The organism is Micrococcus sp. PSi08 (assembly GCF_054960655.1).
Genome location: NZ_JBHNYP010000005.1, coordinates 26,511 through 47,558 on the forward strand (window position 1 = coordinate 26,511; position 21,048 = coordinate 47,558).

The 21,048-nt window shown below is 72.2% G+C and carries 17 protein-coding genes; 12 read left to right on the forward strand and 5 right to left on the reverse strand.

Features of this window, described 5'->3' with window-relative positions:
• Positions 1 to 2: 2 nt before the first annotated feature.
• A complete protein-coding gene (locus tag ACFI33_RS02570) occupies positions 3 to 1,184 on the forward strand; it encodes a S1C family serine protease (RefSeq protein ID WP_136940137.1) in 1,182 nt (393 codons plus the stop codon).
• Between the two features lie 15 nt (positions 1,185 to 1,199).
• On the opposite strand, the gene zupT is transcribed toward ACFI33_RS02570, so the two are convergent.
• Entirely contained in the window at positions 1,200 to 1,988 is a 789-nt protein-coding gene (gene zupT, locus ACFI33_RS02575; RefSeq protein ID WP_044659390.1) for a zinc transporter ZupT, read from the reverse strand.
• Between the two features lie 65 nt (positions 1,989 to 2,053).
• Between zupT and ACFI33_RS02580 the strand changes: the two genes are divergently transcribed.
• The 10 genes from ACFI33_RS02580 (at position 2,054) to ACFI33_RS02625 (ending at position 15,845) form a co-directional block, all read left to right on the forward strand.
• The gene (locus tag ACFI33_RS02580) at positions 2,054 to 3,532 is read left to right on the forward strand and encodes a phytoene desaturase family protein (RefSeq protein WP_336575394.1); all 1,479 of its coding nucleotides are present in this window, start codon (positions 2,054 to 2,056) and stop codon (positions 3,530 to 3,532) included.
• Between the two features lie 195 nt (positions 3,533 to 3,727).
• Entirely contained in the window at positions 3,728 to 5,590 is a 1,863-nt protein-coding gene (locus ACFI33_RS02585) for an ABC transporter family substrate-binding protein (RefSeq protein ID WP_036339161.1), read from the forward strand.
• Between the two features lie 162 nt (positions 5,591 to 5,752).
• On the forward strand, positions 5,753 to 7,273 hold the full coding sequence (locus ACFI33_RS02590; RefSeq protein WP_036339165.1) for an ABC transporter permease: 1,521 nt from the start codon (positions 5,753 to 5,755) through the stop codon (positions 7,271 to 7,273).
• 5 nt (positions 7,274 to 7,278) lie between these two features.
• Positions 7,279 to 8,469 carry an ABC transporter permease gene (locus ACFI33_RS02595; protein ID WP_036339168.1) on the forward strand — a complete coding sequence of 397 codons (1,191 nt, stop codon included), beginning with the start codon at positions 7,279 to 7,281 and terminating at the stop codon, positions 8,467 to 8,469.
• Positions 8,466 to 10,346: an ABC transporter ATP-binding protein gene (locus tag ACFI33_RS02600; RefSeq protein ID WP_115260835.1), complete on the forward strand. Its 1,881-nt coding sequence runs from the start codon at positions 8,466 to 8,468 to the stop codon at positions 10,344 to 10,346. The genes ACFI33_RS02595 and ACFI33_RS02600 overlap by 4 nt, the downstream gene beginning before the upstream one ends.
• A gap of 114 nt (positions 10,347 to 10,460) precedes the next feature.
• On the forward strand, positions 10,461 to 12,371 hold the full coding sequence (typA, locus tag ACFI33_RS02605; protein ID WP_036339171.1) for a translational GTPase TypA: 1,911 nt from the start codon (positions 10,461 to 10,463) through the stop codon (positions 12,369 to 12,371).
• The gene (locus ACFI33_RS02610; protein WP_036316464.1) at positions 12,364 to 12,930 is read left to right on the forward strand and encodes a hypothetical protein; all 567 of its coding nucleotides are present in this window, start codon (positions 12,364 to 12,366) and stop codon (positions 12,928 to 12,930) included. The genes typA and ACFI33_RS02610 overlap by 8 nt, the downstream gene beginning before the upstream one ends.
• On the forward strand, positions 12,927 to 13,253 hold the full coding sequence (gene fdxA / locus ACFI33_RS02615) for a ferredoxin (RefSeq protein WP_036316465.1): 327 nt from the start codon (positions 12,927 to 12,929) through the stop codon (positions 13,251 to 13,253). Before ACFI33_RS02610 ends, fdxA begins: the two co-directional genes overlap by 4 nt.
• Before the next feature lie 5 nt (positions 13,254 to 13,258).
• Entirely contained in the window at positions 13,259 to 14,410 is a 1,152-nt protein-coding gene (gene dapC, locus ACFI33_RS02620; RefSeq protein ID WP_127435468.1) for a succinyldiaminopimelate transaminase, read from the forward strand.
• 148 nt (positions 14,411 to 14,558) lie between these two features.
• Complete coding sequence (locus ACFI33_RS02625; protein WP_073117070.1) at positions 14,559 to 15,845, forward strand: citrate synthase; 1,287 nt, start codon at positions 14,559 to 14,561, stop codon at positions 15,843 to 15,845.
• Between the two features lie 96 nt (positions 15,846 to 15,941).
• Here the strand turns inward: ACFI33_RS02625 and ACFI33_RS02630 are convergent, their stop codons facing one another.
• Positions 15,942 to 16,949: a DUF559 domain-containing protein gene (locus ACFI33_RS02630; protein ID WP_336575018.1), complete on the reverse strand. Its 1,008-nt coding sequence runs from the start codon at positions 16,947 to 16,949 to the stop codon at positions 15,942 to 15,944.
• A 255-nt stretch (positions 16,950 to 17,204) separates the two neighbouring features.
• Positions 17,205 to 18,170, reverse strand: coding sequence for a 2,3,4,5-tetrahydropyridine-2,6-dicarboxylate N-succinyltransferase (dapD, locus tag ACFI33_RS02635; protein WP_036339180.1), 966 nt, complete (start codon positions 18,168 to 18,170; stop codon positions 17,205 to 17,207).
• Between the two features lie 69 nt (positions 18,171 to 18,239).
• Here dapD and dapE point away from each other — a divergent pair, with 69 nt between their 5' ends.
• Positions 18,240 to 19,376, forward strand: a complete 1,137-nt coding sequence (gene dapE / locus ACFI33_RS02640) for a succinyl-diaminopimelate desuccinylase (RefSeq protein ID WP_036339183.1) — start codon at positions 18,240 to 18,242, stop codon at positions 19,374 to 19,376.
• A gap of 61 nt (positions 19,377 to 19,437) precedes the next feature.
• Here the strand turns inward: dapE and ACFI33_RS02645 are convergent, their stop codons facing one another.
• Both ACFI33_RS02645 and ACFI33_RS02650 read right to left on the reverse strand, forming a co-directional pair.
• Entirely contained in the window at positions 19,438 to 20,325 is an 888-nt protein-coding gene (locus ACFI33_RS02645) for an amino acid ABC transporter permease (RefSeq protein ID WP_036339187.1), read from the reverse strand.
• Positions 20,322 to 21,002, reverse strand: a complete 681-nt coding sequence (locus ACFI33_RS02650) for an amino acid ABC transporter permease (RefSeq protein WP_049146610.1) — start codon at positions 21,000 to 21,002, stop codon at positions 20,322 to 20,324. The genes ACFI33_RS02645 and ACFI33_RS02650 overlap by 4 nt, the downstream gene beginning before the upstream one ends.
• Positions 21,003 to 21,048 lie beyond the last annotated feature (46 nt).

The following is a 21,048-nucleotide window of genomic DNA, read 5'->3' on the forward strand; positions in this document are numbered from 1 at the left end:
GCGTGACGCCGCCGGGCTGGCCGCCGCGCGCACGACGCTCGCCCCTGGCGTTCGTCATCGCGCTGTTCGGCGTGCTCGGCGCGCTGGTCCTGGCCGGGGGCCTCACCGCGCTCCTCGCCGGCCGGATGGTCGACGTCGCCGCGGACTCCGCCCCGACCGTGCCCGCCGCCGAGGCCCCCGCCCGGGAGGCGGGCGCGCTCGCGGCGGGCCTGACCCACATCCACGACGGCGTGGCGGTGGACTGGTCCGCATCGGCCCACGACGGATCGTCCCTGGACCCCGGCCAGCCGGTCGCGGACGCCCCGGGCATCCTCCTCGTGGAGACCGCCCTCGGCGCCCGCACCGGCACGGGGACGGGCATGGTGCTCTCCCCGGACGGGCTGGCGGTGACCAACTACCACGTGGTCGAGGACTCCTCGGAGGTGCACGTGGTGGTCGCGGACACCGGCGCGCGGCACACGGCCACGGTGCTCGGGCGCGATGCCGAGCAAGACATCGCGGTGCTCGACGTCGAGGGCGTCTCAGACCTGCCGGTGGCCAGCGTCTCGCTGGACCCGGTGCGGCGCGGGGACCAGGTGGCCGCCGTCGGCAACGGCGGAGGCCAGGGTTATCTGACGGCCGTGCGCGGCACCGTGCTCGGCACGGACCGCTCGATCATGGCCGCGGCCGAGGGCACCGATCAGTACGCGCGCCTGTCCGGCCTGATCCAGACGGACGCGGACGTCGTGCCCGGCTACTCCGGCGGCCCGGTGGTGGACGACGCCGGCCAGGTGGTCGGCGTGACCGTGGCAGCCAGCGACGGGACCACCGCAGACGAGGTGGACGGCTTCGCGATCCCGCTGGAGGTGGCCTTCGACGTGGTGGACCAGGTCCTCTCGGGTGAGGAGACGGACACCGTGAGCATCGGTGCGGACGGCGCCCTGGGCATCATGGTCGGCGCGGATCCCGACGTCGGCGTCGTGGTCATGCAGGTGGACGCGGGCTCCGCCGCCGAGCAGATCGGCCTGGTCGAGGGCGATGTCATCCTCGAGATCGAGGGGCGGACCGTCGGCGACGACGCCTCCCGGATGTCCCGCCTGGTCAACGACCACAACGTGGGGGACCGGATCACCGTCCAGTGGCGCACCGCCGACGGCGAGGTGCGCGAGGCCGAGGCGGTCCTGCAGCCGGCCCTCGTGAACTGACCGGCCCCCCGGCGCTCAGGAGAGCAGGTCCAGTGAGAGGGCCATCGCGGCCACGCCCAGCAGCACGCCGCCCAGCGCCGCGGCGCGGCCCCCGGCCGCCCGGGCGGCGGGCAGCAGCGCGTCGAGGCTCACGGTCACCATCACGCCCGCCACGGCCGCGAAGACGGCGGCCAGGAGCGCGGGTGTGAGGAACGGGGCCAGCAGCAGCCAGCCGATCAGCGCGCCCAGCGGCTCCGCGATCCCCGTGAACGCGGCCCACGCGAAGGCCTTGCGCCGCGATCCGGTGGCCTGCCGCACGGGCACGGCCACGGCCACGCCCTCGGGAACGTTGTGCACGGCCATCGCGACGGCCAGCGCGAGGCCCACCGACGGATCCTGCAGGGTGCCGGCGAAGGTGACGAAGCCCTCCGGCAGATTGTGCAGGCCGATCGCCAGGGCCGTCACCGTGCCCAGGCGCAGCATCCGCCGCCGGTCCAGGCCGGCCGGGTCGTCGACGTCGCCCGGCATCTCCGAGACGGGGTCGGGGACGGCGCGCTCGAGCAGCACGTAGGAGCCTGCGCCGAGGATCAGGGCGGCCACCGCGACGGCGGTCGCCGCGGGGCCGACCGCCCCGCCCAGCCCCTCGACGGCGGCCGGCAGCATCTCCAGGAAGGAGACCGCGAGCATGACGCCCGCGGCGAGGCCGAGGGCGGCCCCCAGCCCGCGGCCCGAGGGCGCGCGTCCGACGATCGCCAGGACGCCGCCCAGCACCGTGGCCAGCCCGGCGAACGTCGTGAGAGCGAGCGCGGTCCAGAACGGGTCCACGGGGGAGGGCCTCCTGACGGGCGGCGGGCGGGGTGCGACCATCCTAGGGACTACAGGAGGAGACCATGACCGAAACCACCACCGGCCCCGGATTCGCCCTGCCCCGGGGCGTCGAGCCGGGCCGCGCCGTCGTCGTGGGCGCCGGACCCAACGGCCTGACCGCCGCCGCCCTGCTGGCCCGCGAGGGCTGGGAGGTGGACGTGTTCGAGCGGGCCCCGGTGCCCGGCGGTGCGTGCGCGTCCGCGCCGGTGCTGGGGGAGGGGACCGTGGTGGACCTCGGGGCGGCGGGCCATCCGTTCGGCGTCGCCAGCCCCGTGTTCCGGGAGCTGGGGCTGACGGACCACGGGCTCGCCTGGCTGCACCCGGCCGTGCCGATGGGACATCCGCTGCCGGACGGGCCGGCCGCCCTCCTGCACCGGGACCTCGAGGCCACCGCCGCGGGTCTCGGCGTCGACGCGCGGGCCTGGCGGGCCGTGCACGGGGCCCTGGTCGACCACGTCGACGAGATCCTGGCGGGCGCGCTCGGCCCGGTGTTGCGACCCCCGCCCCATCCGGTGGCGATGGCCCGCTTCGGCCTGCGCGCCCCGTGGCCGGCCGATCTGCTGGGCCGGGCGATGTTCCGCACGGCGGCCGCCCGTGCCCTGTTCACGGGCTCGGCGGCCCACGCGATCCTGCCCTCGAGCCGGCCCCTGACGGCGGCGTTCGGTGCGCTCTTCGGCGCGCTCGGGATGAGCTCGGGCTGGCCGGTGGCGCGCGGCGGGTCGGGGGCGATCGTCGAGTCGCTCGTGGCGGTGCTGCGGGCGCACGGCGGGCGGCTGCACCTGGGCCACGAGGTCACGGACCTGCGCGCGCTGCCCGCCGCGGACGCCGTCGTGCTGGACCTGACCCCGCGCCAGGTGCTGCGCGTCGCCGGCACGGGCCTGCCGCCGCGATACGCCGCGGCCCTGCGCCGGTGGCGCCCCGGGCCGTCCGTGTCCAAGGTCGACTTCCTGCTCGACGGGCCGATCCCGTGGCGCGACGCCCGGCTCGCGGGCGCGGGGACGGTGCACCTGGGCGGGACCGCCGCCGAGATCCGGCGGGCCGAGGACGACGTCGCGGCCGGCCGGATGCCGACGCGGCCCTTCGTCATGCTCTGTCAGCAGCAGGCGGCGGACCCCTCACGGGCCACCGGGCCCGCCCGGGGGCACACGGTCGTCTGGTCCTACGCCCATGTGCCCCACGGCCACCCCGGCGACGTCCGTCCGCTGATCGAGGCGGAGGTGGAGCGGCACGCACCCGGCTTCCGGGACCGGATCGGGGCCGCGGTCGCGATGCGCCCGGCCGATCTGGAGGCGTGGAACCCGAACCTCGTGGGCGGTGACATCGCGGGGGGATCGCTCGCGGGAGCGCGCGCGCTCCTGCGCCCCACCGCGTCGCCCCGGCCGCACCGGGCGGGTCGGACCGGGCTGTATCTGGCCTCCGCCTCCACCCCGCCGGGCGCCGGCGTCCATGGCATGGGCGGGGCGTGGGCCGTGCGGACTCTGCTGGCGGACCGTCGTCGCTGACCGCGCCGGCGCCACGGACGGGACGGATCCAGATTCGGACTTTCGCGAACCTGAATGTTCCCGCTACAGTGTGCTCCATCTCACGGAACGTCCCGTCTCGACGGAACGGCCCGGGGGTCGTCTCGCACCACCAGGTCCCCACAGGGATGCGGGCGCGCGACGTCCTTGCACCTCTCATGAACGGAAGCACCTTCCATGAAGTACACGAAGCTCTCCGCTGCCGCGGCCCTGGCCGCCGGCTCGGCCCTCATCCTCTCCGCGTGCGCCCCGGGCGGCGGCAATGCAGGCGACTCCAGCAGCAACAGCGCCTCCGGCGCCAGCCAGGGCGGCGACTCGGGCGCCGGCAACGTCATCGAAGGGGACAAGGGTCAGAAGCTCACCGCCGAGGCCTCCGGGCCGGGGAAGGCCGACCTGGGCGACGTCAAGACCCAGGACGGCTCCATCGCGTACTCGGTGGGCGCCGACGACTTCCTGTCCTACAACGGCCTGCAGTCGAACACGTACACCACGTACAACTCGGCCGTCGCGGACCGCATGTTCTCGTCCTTCTGGTACTTCGGCACCGACGGCTCGATCATCCCGGACAAGGACTTCGGCACGTACGAGAAGACCTCGGACGACCCGCTGACCGTGAAGTACACCATCAGCGACGACGCCAAGTGGTCCGACGGCACCCCCGTCACCGCGGGCGACTTCATCGTCCACTGGGCCGCGAACAACGACACGATCAAGGCCGAGGGTGCCGAGACCCCGCTGTTCGACTCGATCTCCTTCGAGCAGGGCAAGTACATCCCGGAGGCGCCCGAGGGCGAGGCCGACGGCAAGGAGTTCACCGTCACCTACCCGGAGCCCTACGCGGACTGGGAGATCCTCATCAGCACCGCGCTGCCGGCGCACATCGTCGCCAAGGAGGCGGGCATGAGCTTCGAGGAGCTCGTCACCGCCGCGAAGGAGAAGGACGTCGAGGCGCTCACCCCGGCGGCCGAGTTCTGGAACGACGGCTGGGACTTCAGCCCCGGCGAGCTGCCGGACGCCTCGCTGGTGCCCTCCATGGGCCCCTACAAGTTCAAGGACGGCGGCTGGCAGGCCGGCCAGTCCATCACCCTTGAGGCCAACCCCGAGTACTGGGGCACCCCGGCGGCCACCAAGGAGCTCGTCCTCCGCTTCGCCGACCCGAAGACCCACGTGCAGGCCCTGCAGAACGGCGACCTCGACGTCATCGAGCCGCAGGCCACCGTGGACACCCTCCAGCAGCTCGAGGGCCTCGGCGAGGACGTCAACGTCCAGACCGGTGACCAGCTGACCTGGGAGCACGTGGACTACAACCGCGGCGAGGGCTCGGTCTTCGCGGACTCCCCGGAGCTGCGCGAGGCCTTCGCCCTCTGCCTGCCCCGCCAGCAGATCGTGGACAACCTGATCAAGCCGATCTACGCGGACGCCCAGGTCATGAACCTGCGCGAGGTCTTCCCCTTCCAGGACAAGTACCAGGAGGTCGTGGACGCGGCCTACCCGAAGGAGATGGACCAGCCGAACATCGAGAAGGCCAAGGAGCTCGTCGAGAAGTCGGGCGTCTCCAAGCCCACGGTCCGCCTCGGCTACCAGGCCGGCAACCAGCGTCGCACCGAGACCGTCGCGCTCATCAAGAGCTCCTGCGACCAGGCCGGCTTCGACGTGCAGGACGCCAACTCGCCGGTGTTCTTCAAGGAGGTCATGCCGGCCGGTGACTACGACGCCGCCCTCTTCGCCTGGGCCGGCTCGGGCCAGAAGGCCTCCGGCGCGAACATCTACCAGTCGGACGGCGCCCAGAACCAGCAGAGCTACAACAACCCCGAGGTGGACGCGGCCTGGGACAAGCTCGCCACCTCGCTGGACGAGAACGAGCAGCTGGAGCAGGTCAAGACCATCGAGAAGCTGCTGTGGGAGGACTTCCAGGCCATCCCGCTGTACGCTCACCCGGGTCTGGTCGGCCACAAGGCCGACGTCGCCAACGTGCGCGACACCGCCGCCCAGTCGGGTGCGCTGTGGAACGTGGAGCAGTGGGTCCGCGTTCAGGAGTGACACCCCGCTGACCTCTGACCCGGCGGTCCGCCTCCCGCGGACCGCCGGCGTCGGGATCGAGGACAGAGCCCGGCCGGGCACCGGCCGGGCTCTGGCCGTGAACCGCGGCGAACCCGCACCCCTCCCTTTCCCTTGCACGCGCACGGAAGGTCACCCCCTGTTGTGCTGAAATTCATCCTCAAGCGCCTCGGCAGCTCCCTCCTGGTGCTGTTCGGCGCGTCGATCCTGCTCTTCTTCCTCGTGGCCCACTCGGGTGACCCCCTCCAGGACCTGCGAGAGTCACAGAACCCCAACCGCGAGACCCTCATCGCCGCCCGCACCGCGTTCATGGGGCTGGACCAGCCCTGGTACGCCCGGTACTGGGACTGGCTCCAGGGCATCGGCGGCTGCGTCACCGGTCAGTGCGACCTCGGCCTCAGCCGAAACGGCCAGTCCGTCGCCGACCTGCTGAGCAACGCCGCGGCCTCCACGCTGCGCCTCGTGGTGCTCGCGACCGTCCTGGCGATCATCATCGGCATCGCGATCGGCATCGTCACCGCGATCCGCCAGTACTCCGGCCTCGACTACGTGGTCACGTTCCTGATCTTCCTCTTCTTCTCGCTGCCCGTGTTCTGGGCGGCCGTGCTCCTGAAGGAGTACATGGGGATCCGGTTCAACGACTGGATCCGCAGCCCCGAGCTGAACTGGCCCCTCCTCATCGGGGTCGCCGTCCTCGCGGGCCTGGTCCTGCAGGCCGTCATGGCGGGCGACCTCAGGCGGCGCGCCTTCACGTTCGGCGCCACCGCCGCGTTCATCCTCCTCGCCGGCTGGGTGCTGTTCGCCGTCGACTTCTGGCGGCATCCGCAGATGGGCCCGGTCGTGCAGCTGGTCATCGGCCTGGCCGCCGCCGTCGGCGCCACCGCGGTGATCTCCGGTCTGCGCAACCGGTCGGTCCTCAAGGCCGCTCTGGTCACGGTCGCGATCGGCCTCGTCGCCTACTACGCCACCTACGGCCTGCTGTGGCGGACGCCGTCCGCACTGCTGCTGGCCGGCCTCGGCGTCATCCTCGTGCTGGTGGCCATCCTGGTGGGCCGGCTGCTCGGCGGCTTCTCCAAGGGCTCGGCCGTGTCTGCCTCGCTGGTGACCGCCCTGATCATGGGCGTGGCGATCGTGGCGGAACACCTGATGAACTACTGGCCGACCTTCCTGAAGGTCAAGCCGCGCCCGATCTCCACGATCGGCTCGGGCACCCCGAACCTGGACGCCCACTTCTGGGTGGTGTTCCTGGACCGCGGTGCGCAGCTTCTGCTGCCCACCATCCTGCTGACCATCATCTCGGTGGCCACGTACTCGCGGTACACGCGCTCTTCCATGCTCGAGGTCTCGCGCCAGGACTACATCCGCACCGCGCGCGCCAAGGGCCTGCCGGAGCGCCAGGTGATCCTGAAGCATGCGTTCCGCAACTCCCTGATCCCCATCACCACGATCATGGCCTTCGACTTCGCCGGCCTGATCGGCGGCGCCGTGATCACGGAGCAGGTGTTCGGCTGGAAGGGGATGGGCGAGCTGTTCGCCACCGGCCTGCGCGACGTGGACCCCATGCCCGTGATGGCGTTCTTCCTCGTGACGGGCACCGCCGCCGTGCTGATGAACCTCGTGGCGGACGTGCTCTACGCCGTCCTCGACCCCCGGATTCGAGTGTGAGCCAGATGACCACCAACAACTCCTCGATGACGGGCGCGCAGCTCGACGAGAAGCAGATCTTCGACCTTGCGGAGGCGGAGGACGCCAAGCTCCGCGCCAAGGCCGGGAAGTCCTACTCCCAGGGCGCCCTGGTCCGCAAGCGGTTCTTCCGCCACAGGGCGGCGATGATCTCCCTGATCGTGCTGGTCTTCATCACGCTGATGGCGTTCTCCTCCATCGGCTTCGCCGGCATCCCCGGCTGGTGGGACAAGTCCTACACGGCCGCGGCCTCCGTGGTGAACGGCGGTCGCCCGACGCTGTCGGTCGTGCCGCAGGCCTTCGGGGGCGAGGGCCTCCGCTGGGGCGAGCACCCCTTCGGCCAGGACACCACGGGCAAGGACTACTTCGCCCTCGTGATGCGCGGGACCCAGCAGTCCATGATCATCGCGGCCATCGTGGGCCTGCTCTCCACCGTGATCGGCGCGATCGTCGGCGCCGTGTCCGGGTACTTCGGCGGCTGGGTCGACTCCCTGCTCATGCGCCTGACCGACCTGATCATCGTCATCCCGCTGCTCGTGCTCGCCGCGGTGCTCGGCCAGATGGCCAGCGGCATGAAGATGGGCATCCTCCCGCTCGCGGTGGTGCTCGGCCTCGTGTCCTGGACGTCCCTGGCCCGCCTCGTGCGCGGAGAGGTCCTGTCCCTGCGCGAGAAGGAGTTCGTGGCGGCCGCCGTCGCCATGGGCGCCAAGCCGGGCCGTCTGATCTTCAAGCACCTGCTGCCCAACACGATCGGCGTGATCGTCGTGAACGCGACGTTCGCGATCGCGGGCGCGGTGCTGCTGGAGACCTCGCTGTCCTTCCTCGGCTTCGGCGTGAAGGCGCCGGACTCGTCCCTGGGCCTGCTCATCTCCGACTACCAGAACGCGTTCACCACCCGTCCGTGGCTGTTCTGGTGGCCCGGCATGATCATCCTCGCGATCGCCCTGTCCGTGAACTTCCTCGGCGACGGCCTGCGCGACGCCTTCGACCCGCGCCAGGGTGGGGGCGCCCACCGCAGGCTCCGCTTCTTCGGCCGCCGCGCGGCCGCCACCGAGGCCGGTGCGACGACGGCGGGCGGTCTGGCCGCGGCCCCGACGGCCGGTCGGATCGAGGCCCCCGTGGAGGAGGCCGGCGGATCCGCACGGATCTCCGACGCGGACGAGGACGGTCAGCGATGAGCGCGAACGACAAGAAAGGCCGATCCATGTTCGGCAAGAAGAACGAGAACGACGTGACCGACGGCGGGCAGGGCTCGCACGCGGCGTCGTCGGCCGACCTCGAGGCGCGCGGCGCCGCCGTGCCCGGGTCCTCCGGCGCCGGCGGCGTGCCTCCGGGCCCCGCGACGAGCGCGATGGGCGTCGTGGCCCGCCACGACGACCTGGGCGGCGAGCCGGTGCTCGCCTTCCGCGACGTGGACGTGAAGTTCGCGACCGAGTTCGGCGAGGTGCACGCGGTCAAGGGTGTGACGTTCGACGTCAAGCCCGGCGAGGTCGTCGCCCTCGTGGGCGAGTCCGGCTCCGGCAAGTCCGTCACGAGCGCCACCGCCATGGGCCTGCTCCCGGGCAATGCGGACGTCACCGGCTCCGTGAAGCTGGCCGGCCGCGAGGTGCTCACCATGACCCCGGGGCAGCTGCGCGGCATCCGCGGCGACGAGGTGGCGATGGTGTTCCAGGAGCCCATGACGGCCCTGAACCCCGTCCTCACCGTGGGAGACCAGCTCACGGAGGCCCTCGAGCTGCACGGCATCGCCTACGGCACCGAGGCGGACAAGCGCGCCGTCGAGCTGCTCACCATGGTGGGCATCCCCGACGCCGCCACCCGCCTCAAGCAGTACCCCCACCAGTTCTCGGGCGGCCAGCGCCAGCGCATCGTCATCGCGATGGCGATCAGCTGCTCGCCGAAGGTGATCATCGCGGACGAGCCCACCACGGCGCTCGACGTGACGGTCCAGGCCGAGATCCTGGAGTTGCTGCGTTCCCTGAAGAACAAGATGAACACCGGCATCCTGCTCATCACGCACAACATGGGCGTGGTGGCGGACATGGCGGACCGCGTGTGCGTGATGCTCCACGGCGAGCTCGTGGAGCAGGGCTCGGTGCACCAGGTGCTCCAGCACGCCCGGCACCCCTACACCCAGAAGCTGCTCTCGGCGGTGCCGCGCCTCGGCGAGCCCCTCGAGGTGGCGGAGCCGGAGCCGGTCACGGCCACGCAGACGCAGGCCCGGTACGCGATCGAGGCGGAGAACCTCCACCTCGAGTACGACCACCGCGGCAAGAAGAACCGCGTGGTCCACGACGTCAGCTTCCAGGTGGCCCCGGGCGAGATCCTGGGCCTGGTGGGCGAGTCCGGCTCGGGCAAGTCCACCATCGCCAAGTCGGTGCTCGGTCTGCTCACCATCGCGGAGGGCTCTCTGCGCATCCAGGGCCACGATCTGGCGACGATGCCCAAGGCCGAGCAGCGCGCCCTACGCAAGAACATCGGCGTGGTCTTCCAGGACCCGGCGGCCTCACTGGACCCGCGGTTCCCGATCGGCGACATTATCACCGAGCCGATGGTCGTGCACAAGGTGGGGGACCGGCGCTCGCGCCTGGCCCGCGCCGAGGAGCTGCTGGATGCGGTGCGTCTGCCGCGCTCCGTGGTGAACCGGTACCCGCACGAGCTCTCCGGCGGTCAGCGCCAGCGCATCTCGATCGCGCGCGCCCTGACCCTGGACCCCCAGGTGCTCATCGCGGACGAGCCGACCTCGGCCCTGGACGTGTCCGTCCAGGCCGCCGTGCTGGACATGTTCGCGGAGCTGCAGCAGCGCTACGAGTTCGCGTGCCTGTTCGTGTCTCACGACCTCGCGGTGGTGGACATGCTGGCCCACAAGGTGCTCGTCCTCAAGGACGGCCGCCAGGTGGAGCAGGGCCCCACGGAGGAGGTGCTCCACCGTCCGAAGGAGGAGTACACCCGTCGCCTCCTGGCGGCGGCGCCCGTGCCGGACCCGGACCAGCAGGCGGAGCGTCGCCAGGAGCGCCGGGAATTCCTCGCCTCCCTCGGCGAGGGCGTCTACTGACCGCTCGGGCCCACCGGCCCGCCTGTCCACGGCGGCCCCTGCGCGTACAATCGCACGGGGGCCGCCGTCGGCGTGTGCCTCCACCCCTTTGATGTCGAACCGGACAGGACGCCCATGACCTCGACCGAAACCCGCCGCTCCGATCTGCGCAACGTGGCCATCGTGGCCCACGTGGACCATGGCAAGACCACGTTGGTGGACGCCATGCTGCGCCAGACCGGTGCCTTCAACACGCACGGCGACGTCGCCGAGCGGGTCATGGACTCCGGGGACCTGGAGAAGGAGAAGGGGATCACGATCCTCGCCAAGAACACCACGGTGTTCTACTCCGGCCCGTCCGCCCCCGAGGGCGAGACCGTCACCATCAACGTGATCGACACCCCCGGCCACGCCGACTTCGGCGGCGAGGTGGAGCGCGGCCTGTCCATGGTGGACGGCGTCGTGCTCCTCGTGGACTCCTCCGAGGGCCCGCTGCCCCAGACCCGCTTCGTGCTCCGCAAGGCCCTCGCGGCCAAGCTGCCCGTGATCCTTGTGGTCAACAAGACGGACCGCCCCGACGCGCGCATCGACGGGGTCGTCTCCGACTCCATGGACCTGCTGCTCGGCCTGGCCTCGGACCTGGCCGAGGAGGACCCGGACCTGGACCTCGACTCGGTGCTGGACGTCCCCGTCGTCTACGCCTCGGGCAAGGCCGGCCGCGCCTCCCTGACCCAGCCCGCCGACGGCGCCCTGCCGGAGGCCGAGGACCTCGAGGCCCTCTTCAACGTGATCATGGAGCACATCCCGGCCCCGTCCTACACCGAGGGCGAGGTCCTCCAGGCGCACGTCACCAACCTGGACGCCTCCCCGTTCCTCGGCCGCCTCGCGCTGCTGCGCATCTTCAACGGCACCCTTCGCAAGGGCCAGCAGGTCGCGTGGGCCCGCCAGGACGGCGCCCTGAAGACCGTGAAGATCACCGAGCTGCTGGCCACCAAGGGCCTCGGGCGCGTGCCCGCGGAGGAGGCCGGCCCGGGCGAGATCGTCGCCGTCGCCGGCATCGAGGACATCATGATCGGTGAGACCCTCACCGACGCGGAGAACCCGAAGCCGCTGCCGCTGATCACGGTGGACGACCCGGCCATCTCCATGACCGTGGGCATCAACACCTCCCCGCTGGCCGGCCGCGTCAAGGGCGCCAAGGTCACGGCCCGCCAGGTGAAGGACCGCCTGGACAAGGAGCTGATCGGCAACGTCTCGCTCAAGGTGCTCCCCACCGAGCGCCCGGATGCGTGGGAGGTGCAGGGCCGCGGCGAGCTCGCCCTGGCCATCCTCGTGGAGCAGATGCGTCGCGAGGGCTTCGAGCTCACCGTGGGCAAGCCGCAGGTGGTCACCCGGACCGTGGACGGCAAGGTCCACGAGCCGATGGAGCGCATGACCATCGACATCCCCGAGGAGTTCATGGGCGCGGTCACGCAGCTCATGGCCGCGCGCAAGGGCCGCATGCAGGAGATGTCCAACCACGGCACGGGCTGGATCCGCATGGAGTTCCTGGTCCCGGCCCGCGGTCTGATCGGGTTCCGCACCCGCTTCCTCACCGAGACCCGCGGCGCAGGCATCGCCTCCTCCTACGCGGCCGGCTACGAGCCGTGGACCGGTGAGATCGAGTACCGCACCAACGGCTCCCTCGTGGCCGACCGGGCGGGCACCGCCACGCCGTTCGCCATGATCAACCTGCAGGAGCGCGGCACCTTCTTCGTGCAGCCGGGCGCTGAGGTGTACGAGGGCATGATCGTGGGCGAGAACTCGCGCGCCGACGACATGGACGTGAACATCACCAAGGAGAAGAAGCTCACCAACATGCGTGCGGCCTCCTCCGAGTCGTTCGAGGGCCTGACGCCCCCGCGCCGGCTCACCCTCGAGGAGTCCCTCGAGTTCGCCCGCGAGGACGAGTGCGTGGAGATCACCCCCGAGGACATCCGCATCCGCAAGGTCGTCCTGGACGCCAATGAGCGCCTGAAGGCCGCGCGCGCCCGCGCCCGTGCCTGAGCGTCCCCGCCGCCGCGCCCGGCCCGCCGACGTGGTGGGCGGGGCGTTGCTCGGCGTCGTCGCCGGCGCGCTCGGCACCGCCGTCCATCTGAACCTGGCCTCCCTGCCGGGCGGCTGGACCCTGCCCTGGGGTGCGGTGCTGGCGCTTGTGCTCGTGGGCTCGACACAGCGCTGGTGGATGGTCCGACGCGCGGGCCGCGGCGGGCGCGCCCTGCCGGCGGGGGCCGCGGTCGTCGCCGGCGCGTTCACCGCCGTCCTGGCCCTGCAGCGCCTGCCGGTGGACGACGCCCTGGGGTTGTCCTGGACGGCCGGCCTGTGGGCGGCGGCGCCGGGCGCCGTCGTCGCCTCCGTGGCCTGGAACGTCGGCCAGCCGGTGCTCGGTATGGTCCTGTTGGCCGCGGGCCGGCGGCTGGACCGCCGACCCGCGGAGGCCGCCGAGGCCGCCACGCGCCCCCGCCGGGCCACTGTGACCGCCCGCGAAACGCGTCCGGGGGAGCGAGTACCCTGGACCGCAGCCCCGCAACCCCGTGCCCAGAGAGAGGTGGACGGTCAGCCATGACCTACGTGATCGCGTTGCCGTGTGTGGACGTCAAGGACAAGGCGTGCATCGACGAATGCCCCGTGGACTGCATCTACGAGGGTGAGCGCATGCTCTACATCCACCCGGACGAATGCGTCGACTGCGGTGCGTGCGAGCCGGTGTGCCCCGTCGAGGCCATCTACTACGAGGACGACACCCCCGAGGAGTGGGCCGAGTACTACAAGGCCAACGTCGAGTTCTTCGACGACCTGGGCTCCCCGGGCGGCGCCGCCAAGCTGGGCATGATCGCCAAGGACCACCCGATCATCTCCGCTCTGCCCCTGCAGAACGCGGACGCCTGAGCCCCATGCTGACGCTGCCGGACTACCCGTGGGACACGCTCACCCCCTACCGTGAGCGTGCCGCCGCCCACCCGGACGGCGTCGCGGACCTGTCCATCGGCACGCCCGTGGATCCGACGCCGGCGCTAATCCGCCGGGCCCTGACCGAGGCCGCCGACGCGCACGGCTACCCGACGACGCACGGCACGGACGACCTGCGCCGCGCGGTCGTCGACTGGTACGCCCGGCGTCGCGGGGTGTCCGGGCTGGACCCGGCGGCCGTGGTGCCCACGGTCGGGTCCAAGGAGTTCATCGCGTGGCTGCCCACGCTGCTCGGGCTGGGCGCAGGCGACGTCGTCGTCCACCCCGAGGCCGCCTACCCCACCTATGCGGTGGGCGCGCTGCTGGCCGGGGCGGAGGCCGTGGCCGCGGACGACCTCGACGCGCTGGCGCCCGAGGTGCGGGAGCGGGTGCGCCTCGTGTGGACCAACTCGCCGGCCAACCCCACCGGCGCCGTGCTGGACGCGGCGGCGCTGCGCCGCACGGTGGACGCCGCCCGTGACGTGGGCGCCGTGGTGTGCGGGGACGAGTGCTACGCCGAGCTCGGCTGGGACGCGTGGGACGGGGCCGTCGTGCCCTGCATCCTGTCCGACGAGGTCTCCGGTGGCGACCTGACGGGCCTGCTGAGCGTCTACTCGCTGTCCAAGCAGTCCAACCTCGCCGGCTACCGCGCCGCGTTCGCCGCGGGGGATCCGCAGCTCGTGGCGACCCTGATCAACACCCGCAAGCACGCGGGCATGATCGTGCCCGCCCCGGTGCAGCACGCGATGGCCGTGGCCCTGGCCGACGACGCACACGTGGCGGAGCAGAAGGACCGCTACCGCCGCCGTCGGGACGCGCTGCGCACCGCGCTGGAGGCCTCCGGCCACACGGTGGACCACTCCGAGGCGGGGCTGTACCTGTGGACCCGGCGGGCGGACCTGGACCCGGCCGACGCCACGGCGCAGGACTCGTGGGACCTGCTGGGCGACCTGGCGGACCTGGGCATCATCGCCGGGCCCGGCGTGTTCTACGGTGCCGGCGGCGACGGCTACGTCCGCGTGGCGATCACCGCCACGGACGAGGCGGTCGCCCGGGCCGCGGCGAGACTCACGGCCCGCGGGCCGCGGACCGGCTGAGCCGGGGTCGGGGGCCGTCGTCGGGGGAAGCGACCGCGCGTCCCGGGCCGGTCCTTGATAGTTTGGAGCAGAGTCGTCCCCGCGTGGGCGCGCCCACATGGGCGTGCGAACCCGGGCCATCGAGAAGACAAGACGAGGGAGCACACCCGTGACCCATCACGAGTCCGTCCGGCTGACCGTCGGCGAGCAGAGCCTGGACCTGGGCGTCGAGCACGCCACAGAGGGCAACAACGGCATCAACATCGCCCCGCTCCTGAAGGAGACCGGCGACGTCACCTACGACCCGGGCTTCATGAACACGGCGAACGCCAAGTCGGCCGTCACGTTCATCGACGGCGACCAGGGCATCCTGCGCTACCGCGGCTACGCCATCGAGGACCTCGCCGAGCACTCCTCGTTCATGGAGGTGGCCTACCTGCTGATCTACGGTGAGCTGCCCGAGTCCAAGGAGACCCTGGAGGCCTGGGAGACCAACATCCTGCGCCACAACATGGTGCACGAGGACCTCAAGCTGTTCTTCAACGGCTTCCCGCGGGACGCGCACCCCATGCCGGTGCTGTCCTCCTCCGTGTCCGGGCTGTCCACGTTCTACCCGGACTCCCTGGACCCGCACGATCCGGAGCAGGTCCACATCTCCACCGTGCGTCTGCTGGGCAAGCTGCCGGTGCTGGCCTCCTACGCGTTCAAGAAGTCGCTGGGCCAGCCGTTCATGTACCCGCACAACTCGCTGAACTACGTGGAGAACTTCCTCCGCCTGTGCTTCGGCGTGCCGGCCGAGGAATACGACATCGACCCGGACGTGGTCAAGGCCCTCGACCTGCTGCTCATGCTGCACGCGGACCACGAGCAGAACGCCTCCACCTCGACGGTGCGCCTGGTCGGCTCCACCCAGGCCAACCTGTTCGCCTCGGTGTCCGCCGGCATCAACGCCCTCTACGGCCCGCTGCACGGTGGCGCCAACGAGGCCGTGCTGAACATGCTCCGGAAGATCAAGTCGGAGGGCATCACGCCCGAGGACTTCATGGAGAAGGTGAAGAACAAGGAGGACGGCGTCCGTCTGATGGGCTTCGGGCACCGCGTGTACAAGAACTACGACCCGCGGGCCAAGATCATCAAGAAGACCGCCGAGGACATCCTGGGCAAGATGGGCGGCAACGACGAGCTGCTGGAGATCGCCCAGCGTCTCGAGGAGAAGGCCCTCGCCGACGACTACTTCGTGGAGCGCAAGCTCTACCCGAACGTCGACTTCTACACCGGCGTGATCTACAAGGCCATGGGCTTCCCGGAGAAGATGTTCACCGTCCTCTTCGCCCTGGGCCGCCTGCCCGGCTGGATCGCCCAGTGGCGCGAGCTCATGGAGGACCCGGCCACCAAGATCGGCCGCCCGCGCCAGATCTACGTGGGCGAGCAGCTGCGCCAGTACCCGCAGCGCTGACCCGGGGGCGCTGACCCTGCGTTTGGGGGCGGTTTCGGGTGGTATTCCGACGGAATACCACCCGAAACCGCCCCCAATGCGTTCGCCGGAGCGTCTTCATGTCGAGGCGGAGGGGCCGAGGCGGCGTCGGACCACCGCGACGACGCCACGGAAGTCCTCGCGCCCATCCGCCCAGGTGACGCGGAGCGTCGTCCAGCCGCGCGCCTGGCCGTAGCGGTCCCGGCGGGCGTCGCGCGCCTGCTGCTCCCGCGTGCGGTGCCCGGCACCGTCGTACTGCAGGGCCAGGCGCACGTGGCGGTAGGCGAGGTCGGCCACGGGGGAGAAGGGGTCCTCGGGTTCGAGCGCGGCCTGCAGCCCCGGCTCCGGCAGCCCGCCGGCCACGAGGGCGAGGCGCAGGCGGGTCTCGGGCGGCGAGTCCGCCCCGACGCGAACGGAATCCAGCGCCTCCCGGGCGGCCGGGCGGCCGTGGAAGCGTCCGGACGCGTGCAGCGCCGACCGCAGCGCGGCGATCGTGGTGGCCGGATCCGTCCGGCCCGCGGGCGTCCACGGGTGCCGGACGGCGTGGTCCCCGGCGGCCACGAGGTCCTCGAACGTCCACGGGGGAGTCAGGGAGCACAGGTCCAGCCAGGTGCGATCGACCGTGGTGACGCGCAGGCCGTGCACGTGCGTGACGAACTCGGGCGCCAGCGGCCGCCGGTGGTCCATCAGACCAGCCCGCCGGACGCGTCGTGTCCCCCGGGCCACGGTGAGGTGAACCGGCGGGTCGACGTCGAGCTCGCCGGTCGCCGGGTCGCGCCGCCGCCAGGCACGCGCGGGCATCGGTAGACCGTGCAGGTGGGCCGCGGTCTCGTGGGAGAGGACGGCATCCGGGCGTCGGCGCAGAAGCGCGGCGAGGTGATCGGGGGAGAAGCCGTGCCCGGGCTCGGGCAGGCCCAGGTCGGCCCATCCCGTGCCAGGGTGCGCCCGCTGCCGGTGGATGCCCTGCCCCACCCGCTCCAGGTCCGACCGGCGGGCGCGGTCGGGCGGCAGTCCCAGTCGGGCCAGGTCCGTGGCCAACAGGACGGCGGGCTGGTCGGGCGGCAGAGGAGTCACGACGCGCGGCATGCACCCATCGGACGACACCGGCGGGGCGCCCGGGGCGAGGTGGACGTGGCACGGGGACGACGCGCGGGGCGAGCGCCGCTGTGCAGGAGCCGGCGGCCCGCGCCGCGTGCCGCCGTCGTCGCCCCGCCCCCGGACCGCCGTGGAGCTCCGGGGGCGATAGTGGGCGTTATCCCGGCGGGATACCACCGGAAATCGCCCCCCAACGCGGCGGGGAACGGGGAGGGGAGGGAAGAGCCGCGGGCCTGGCGCGACGGGTCAGTTCGCGTGCAGCGCAGCGTTCAGTTCGACGGTCCGGCCGGCGCGGGGGAGGGCCTCGACCCGGCCCGTGGTGGAGTTGCGGCGGAACAGCAGGTTCGGCACGCCGGAGAGGTCCACGGCCTTCACGGTCCGCGCCGCCTCGCCGTCCTGGAGCACGCTCACGCGCGTGCCCGCGGTGACGTACAGACCGGCCTCGACCACGCAGTCGTCGCCGACGGAGATGCCCACGCCGGAGTTCGCGCCGAGCAGCACGTGCTCGCCGATCACGATCCGCTGGGTGCCGCCGCCGGAGAGCGTGCCCATGATGGACGCGCCGCCTCCGACGTCGGACCCGTCGCCCACCACGACGCCGGCCGAGATCCGGCCCTCCACCATCGAGTGCCCCAGGGTGCCCGCGTTGAAGTTGACGAAGCCCTCGTGCATCACGGTCGTCCCCTCGGCCAGGTGGGCGCCCAGGCGCACCCGGTCCGCGTCGCCGATGCGCACCCCGGAGGGCACGACGTAGTCCGTCATGCGCGGGAACTTGTCCACGCCGTACACCTGCACGGCGCCGCGGGCACGCAGCCTCGCCCGCGTCAGCTCGAAGTCGGCGACCGCGCAGGGTCCGTGGTTCGTCCACACCACGTTGGTGAGCAGCCCGAAGACGCCGTCGAGGTTGAGCTCGTTCGGCCGCGCCAGGCGGTGCGAGAGGGCGTGCAGGCGCAGCCACGCGTCCGCGGTGGAGGCCGGGGCGGCGTCCAGGTCGACTTCCAGCTCGACGACGGCCTGCGTGGTCCCGCGGTCCGCGTCGTCCGCGGCGAGGGCGCGCAGGGTGTCGCGCAGCGAGGCGTCCGCAGCGGAGAGCGGGCCGGCCACGGGGGCGGGGAACCACACGTCCAGAACGGCGCCGTCGGCGGCCGTGGTGGCCAGGCCGTGGCCGGAGACGAGACGGGGGGAGGGCTGCTGTGCAGCGGTCTGGGTCATGCGCCTCAGCCTACTGAGTGGCGGTGGCACGCTGCAGGGCGGTGGGAGGCGCGTCCGTAGACTGGACACATGAGTCTCACCCCCGTGCCCCTGCCCGACCTCGCCGATCCGGACCTCGACGTCGCGGCGCTCACCGCCACCCTGCTGGACGTGCGCTCCGTCTCGGGGGAGGAGGGGCCGCTGGCCGACGCCGTCGAGCAGGCCCTGCGCGCCCTCGGCGGCCTCGAGGTGCGGCGGTTCGGGGACGCCGTCGTCGCCCGCACCGCTCTGGGGCGGCCGACCCGCGTGATCCTCGCCGGGCACCTGGACACGGTGCCCCTGCCCACCGTGCCGGGCTCGCGCGGGACCGTGCCCTCGGCGTGGGACGGGGACGTGCTGTACGGCCGCGGGGCCGTGGACATGAAGTCCGGCGTCGCCGTGCAGCTGGCCCTGGCCGGCCGCTTCGGCCGCGCGGACGGCCCGACCCCCGTGCACGACGTCACGTGGGTGTTCTACGACCACGAGGAGGTCTCCTCGGACCTGTCGGGCCTCGCCCGCGTGGCCCGCCAGGCCCCCGAGCTGCTGGAGGGCGACTTCGCGGTGCTGCTCGAGCCGACCGACGGCGTCGTGGAGGGCGGCTGCAACGGCACGTGCCGGTACCGCGTCACCTTCTCCGGTGTCGCGGCGCACTCGGGCCGCGCCTGGCGCGGCGACAACGCGATCCACAAGCTGGCCCCCGTGCTCACCGCCCTGGCGGCGTACGAGCCGGCCACGGTCACGGTGGAGGGCCTGGAGTACCGCGAGGGGCTGCACGCGATCCGCGTGGCCGGCGGCGTCGCGGGCAACGTCATCCCGGACGAGGCGTCCGTGGACCTGAACTACCGGTTCGCTCCGGACAAGACCCTCGACCAGGCCCACGCGCACGTGCGCGCGGTGCTGGAGGGGGCCGGCGTGGACTGGGACGCCCAGGTGCGGATCGACGACGCCTCGCCCGCCGCCCGCCCCGGTCTGGACCGGCCGGCCGCCGCCGCGTTCGTCGCCGCCGTCGGGGGAGAGCCCCAGCCCAAGTACGGGTGGACGGACGTGGCCCGGTTCTCCCAGCTGGGCGTGCCCGCGGTCAACTTCGGCCCCGGCGACGCCCTCCTGGCCCACACGGACGACGAGCACGTGCCCCGCGAGGCGGTCCACGCGTGCCTCGCGGCGCTCACGGCCTGGCTGGCCGGCTGACCCGACGACGTCGGCCGGTGCCAGCCGCCCGACCTGCGGGCCCGCCTCGCCCGCCGCCCGGTCAGCCCGCCGTGTCCGTGGGCGCCCCGACGCGCGGGGTCGTGGGGGCGCTGGCGTCGCCAGCCGTCCGCGACGACAGCCGCCGCGAGAGCCGGGTGGCCGCCCAGGTGAGGAGGAAGTTGATCACGATGAAGATCATCGCGGCCACCACGAGGGACTGCAGGATGTTGCCGTTGCCGGAGCCGAGCTGGCGGGCGTACTGCAGGAGTTCGAAGAAGCCGATGAGGTAGCCCAGCGCCGAGTCCTTGAGGATCACCACGAACTGGCTCAGCAGCGACGGCAGCATGGCGATGAGGGCCTGAGGCACCTCCACGAGCCGCAGGGACTGCATGCTCGTCATGCCCACCGCCGCGGCCGCCTCGCGCTGGCCGCGCGGCAGCGAGCGCACCCCGGAGCGCACCAGCTCCGCGATCACAGACCCGTTGTACAGGGTCAGCGCCGCGATCACCGCGTAGTACGGGCCGTCCTGGGGCTGGATCGCCCCGGTGCGCGCGACCTGTGCGAACAGCTGGTAGAAGAACACCATCATCACGAGCACCGGCACGGCCCGGAAGAACTCCACGACGACGGCGGCCAGCCAGCGCACCGGGCCGACCGGGGCCAGCCGCAGGAAGCCGAACACCAGGCCGAACACCACGGAGGAGACCACGGCGATGCCCGCGGACTGCAGGGTGAACTGCAGGCCCGGCAGGTAATAGTTCCGCCACGCGTTGCCGTCGACGGCGGCCAGCCAGCGGCGGCCGGAGAGCTGGCCGGTGGCGTTCATCTGGATCAGCACGAGCACCGCCACGACCAACACCGCGGCGAGGGAGACGAGGTTGGCGAGGAGGATCCGCCGGCGGGCGATCGGACCCGGGGCGTCGAAGAGGACGGAGGCCTGGGCACTCATCGGGCCACCGCCCACTTCTCCGAGGCCCACGTGGTCAGCAGGCCGATGGGGATGACGATCAGGCAGAAGCCGATCGCGAAGGTCAGGAAGATCGCCACCATCACGTCCGGGCTGAACTCGATCATGCGCTTCATCAGGCCCGAGGCCTCCGCCACCGACGCCGCGGCGGCGACGGTGGTGTTCTTGGTCAGCGCGATCACGGTGTTGCCCAGCGGGGTGATGGCCCCGCGCAGCGCCTGGGGCAGGATCACGTGGCGGGCCGCGGGCAGGAAGCCCAGGCCGATGGAGCGGGCGGCCTCGGCCTGCCCGAGCGGGACGGTGTTGACGCCGGAGCGGATCGCCTCGCACATGAACGCCGCGTGGTAGAGCGAGAGGGCGATCACGGCGTAGATGAAGAAGTTCAGCGTGAAGTCGGACGAGAAGCTGATCTTCAGCTGTCCCCAGACGGCGAGCACGCCGAGCAGCATGATGATCGTGAGCGGGGTGTTGCGGACCACGTTGACGTAGCCGGCGCCGAGGGCGCGCAGCGAGGGGACGGGCGAGATGCGGAACAGGGCGAGCACCACGCCGAGGACGAACGAGCCGAGGGTCGCGAGGAACGCGAGCCTGATGTTCGTCCAGAACGCGAGCGGGATGTCCGCGCCGTAGTCCGCGAGGAGCGAGGAGATCGATTCCATGAGTTCTCCGAGGGTCGGGACAAGGCTGACGGGCAGGGGAGCCGCC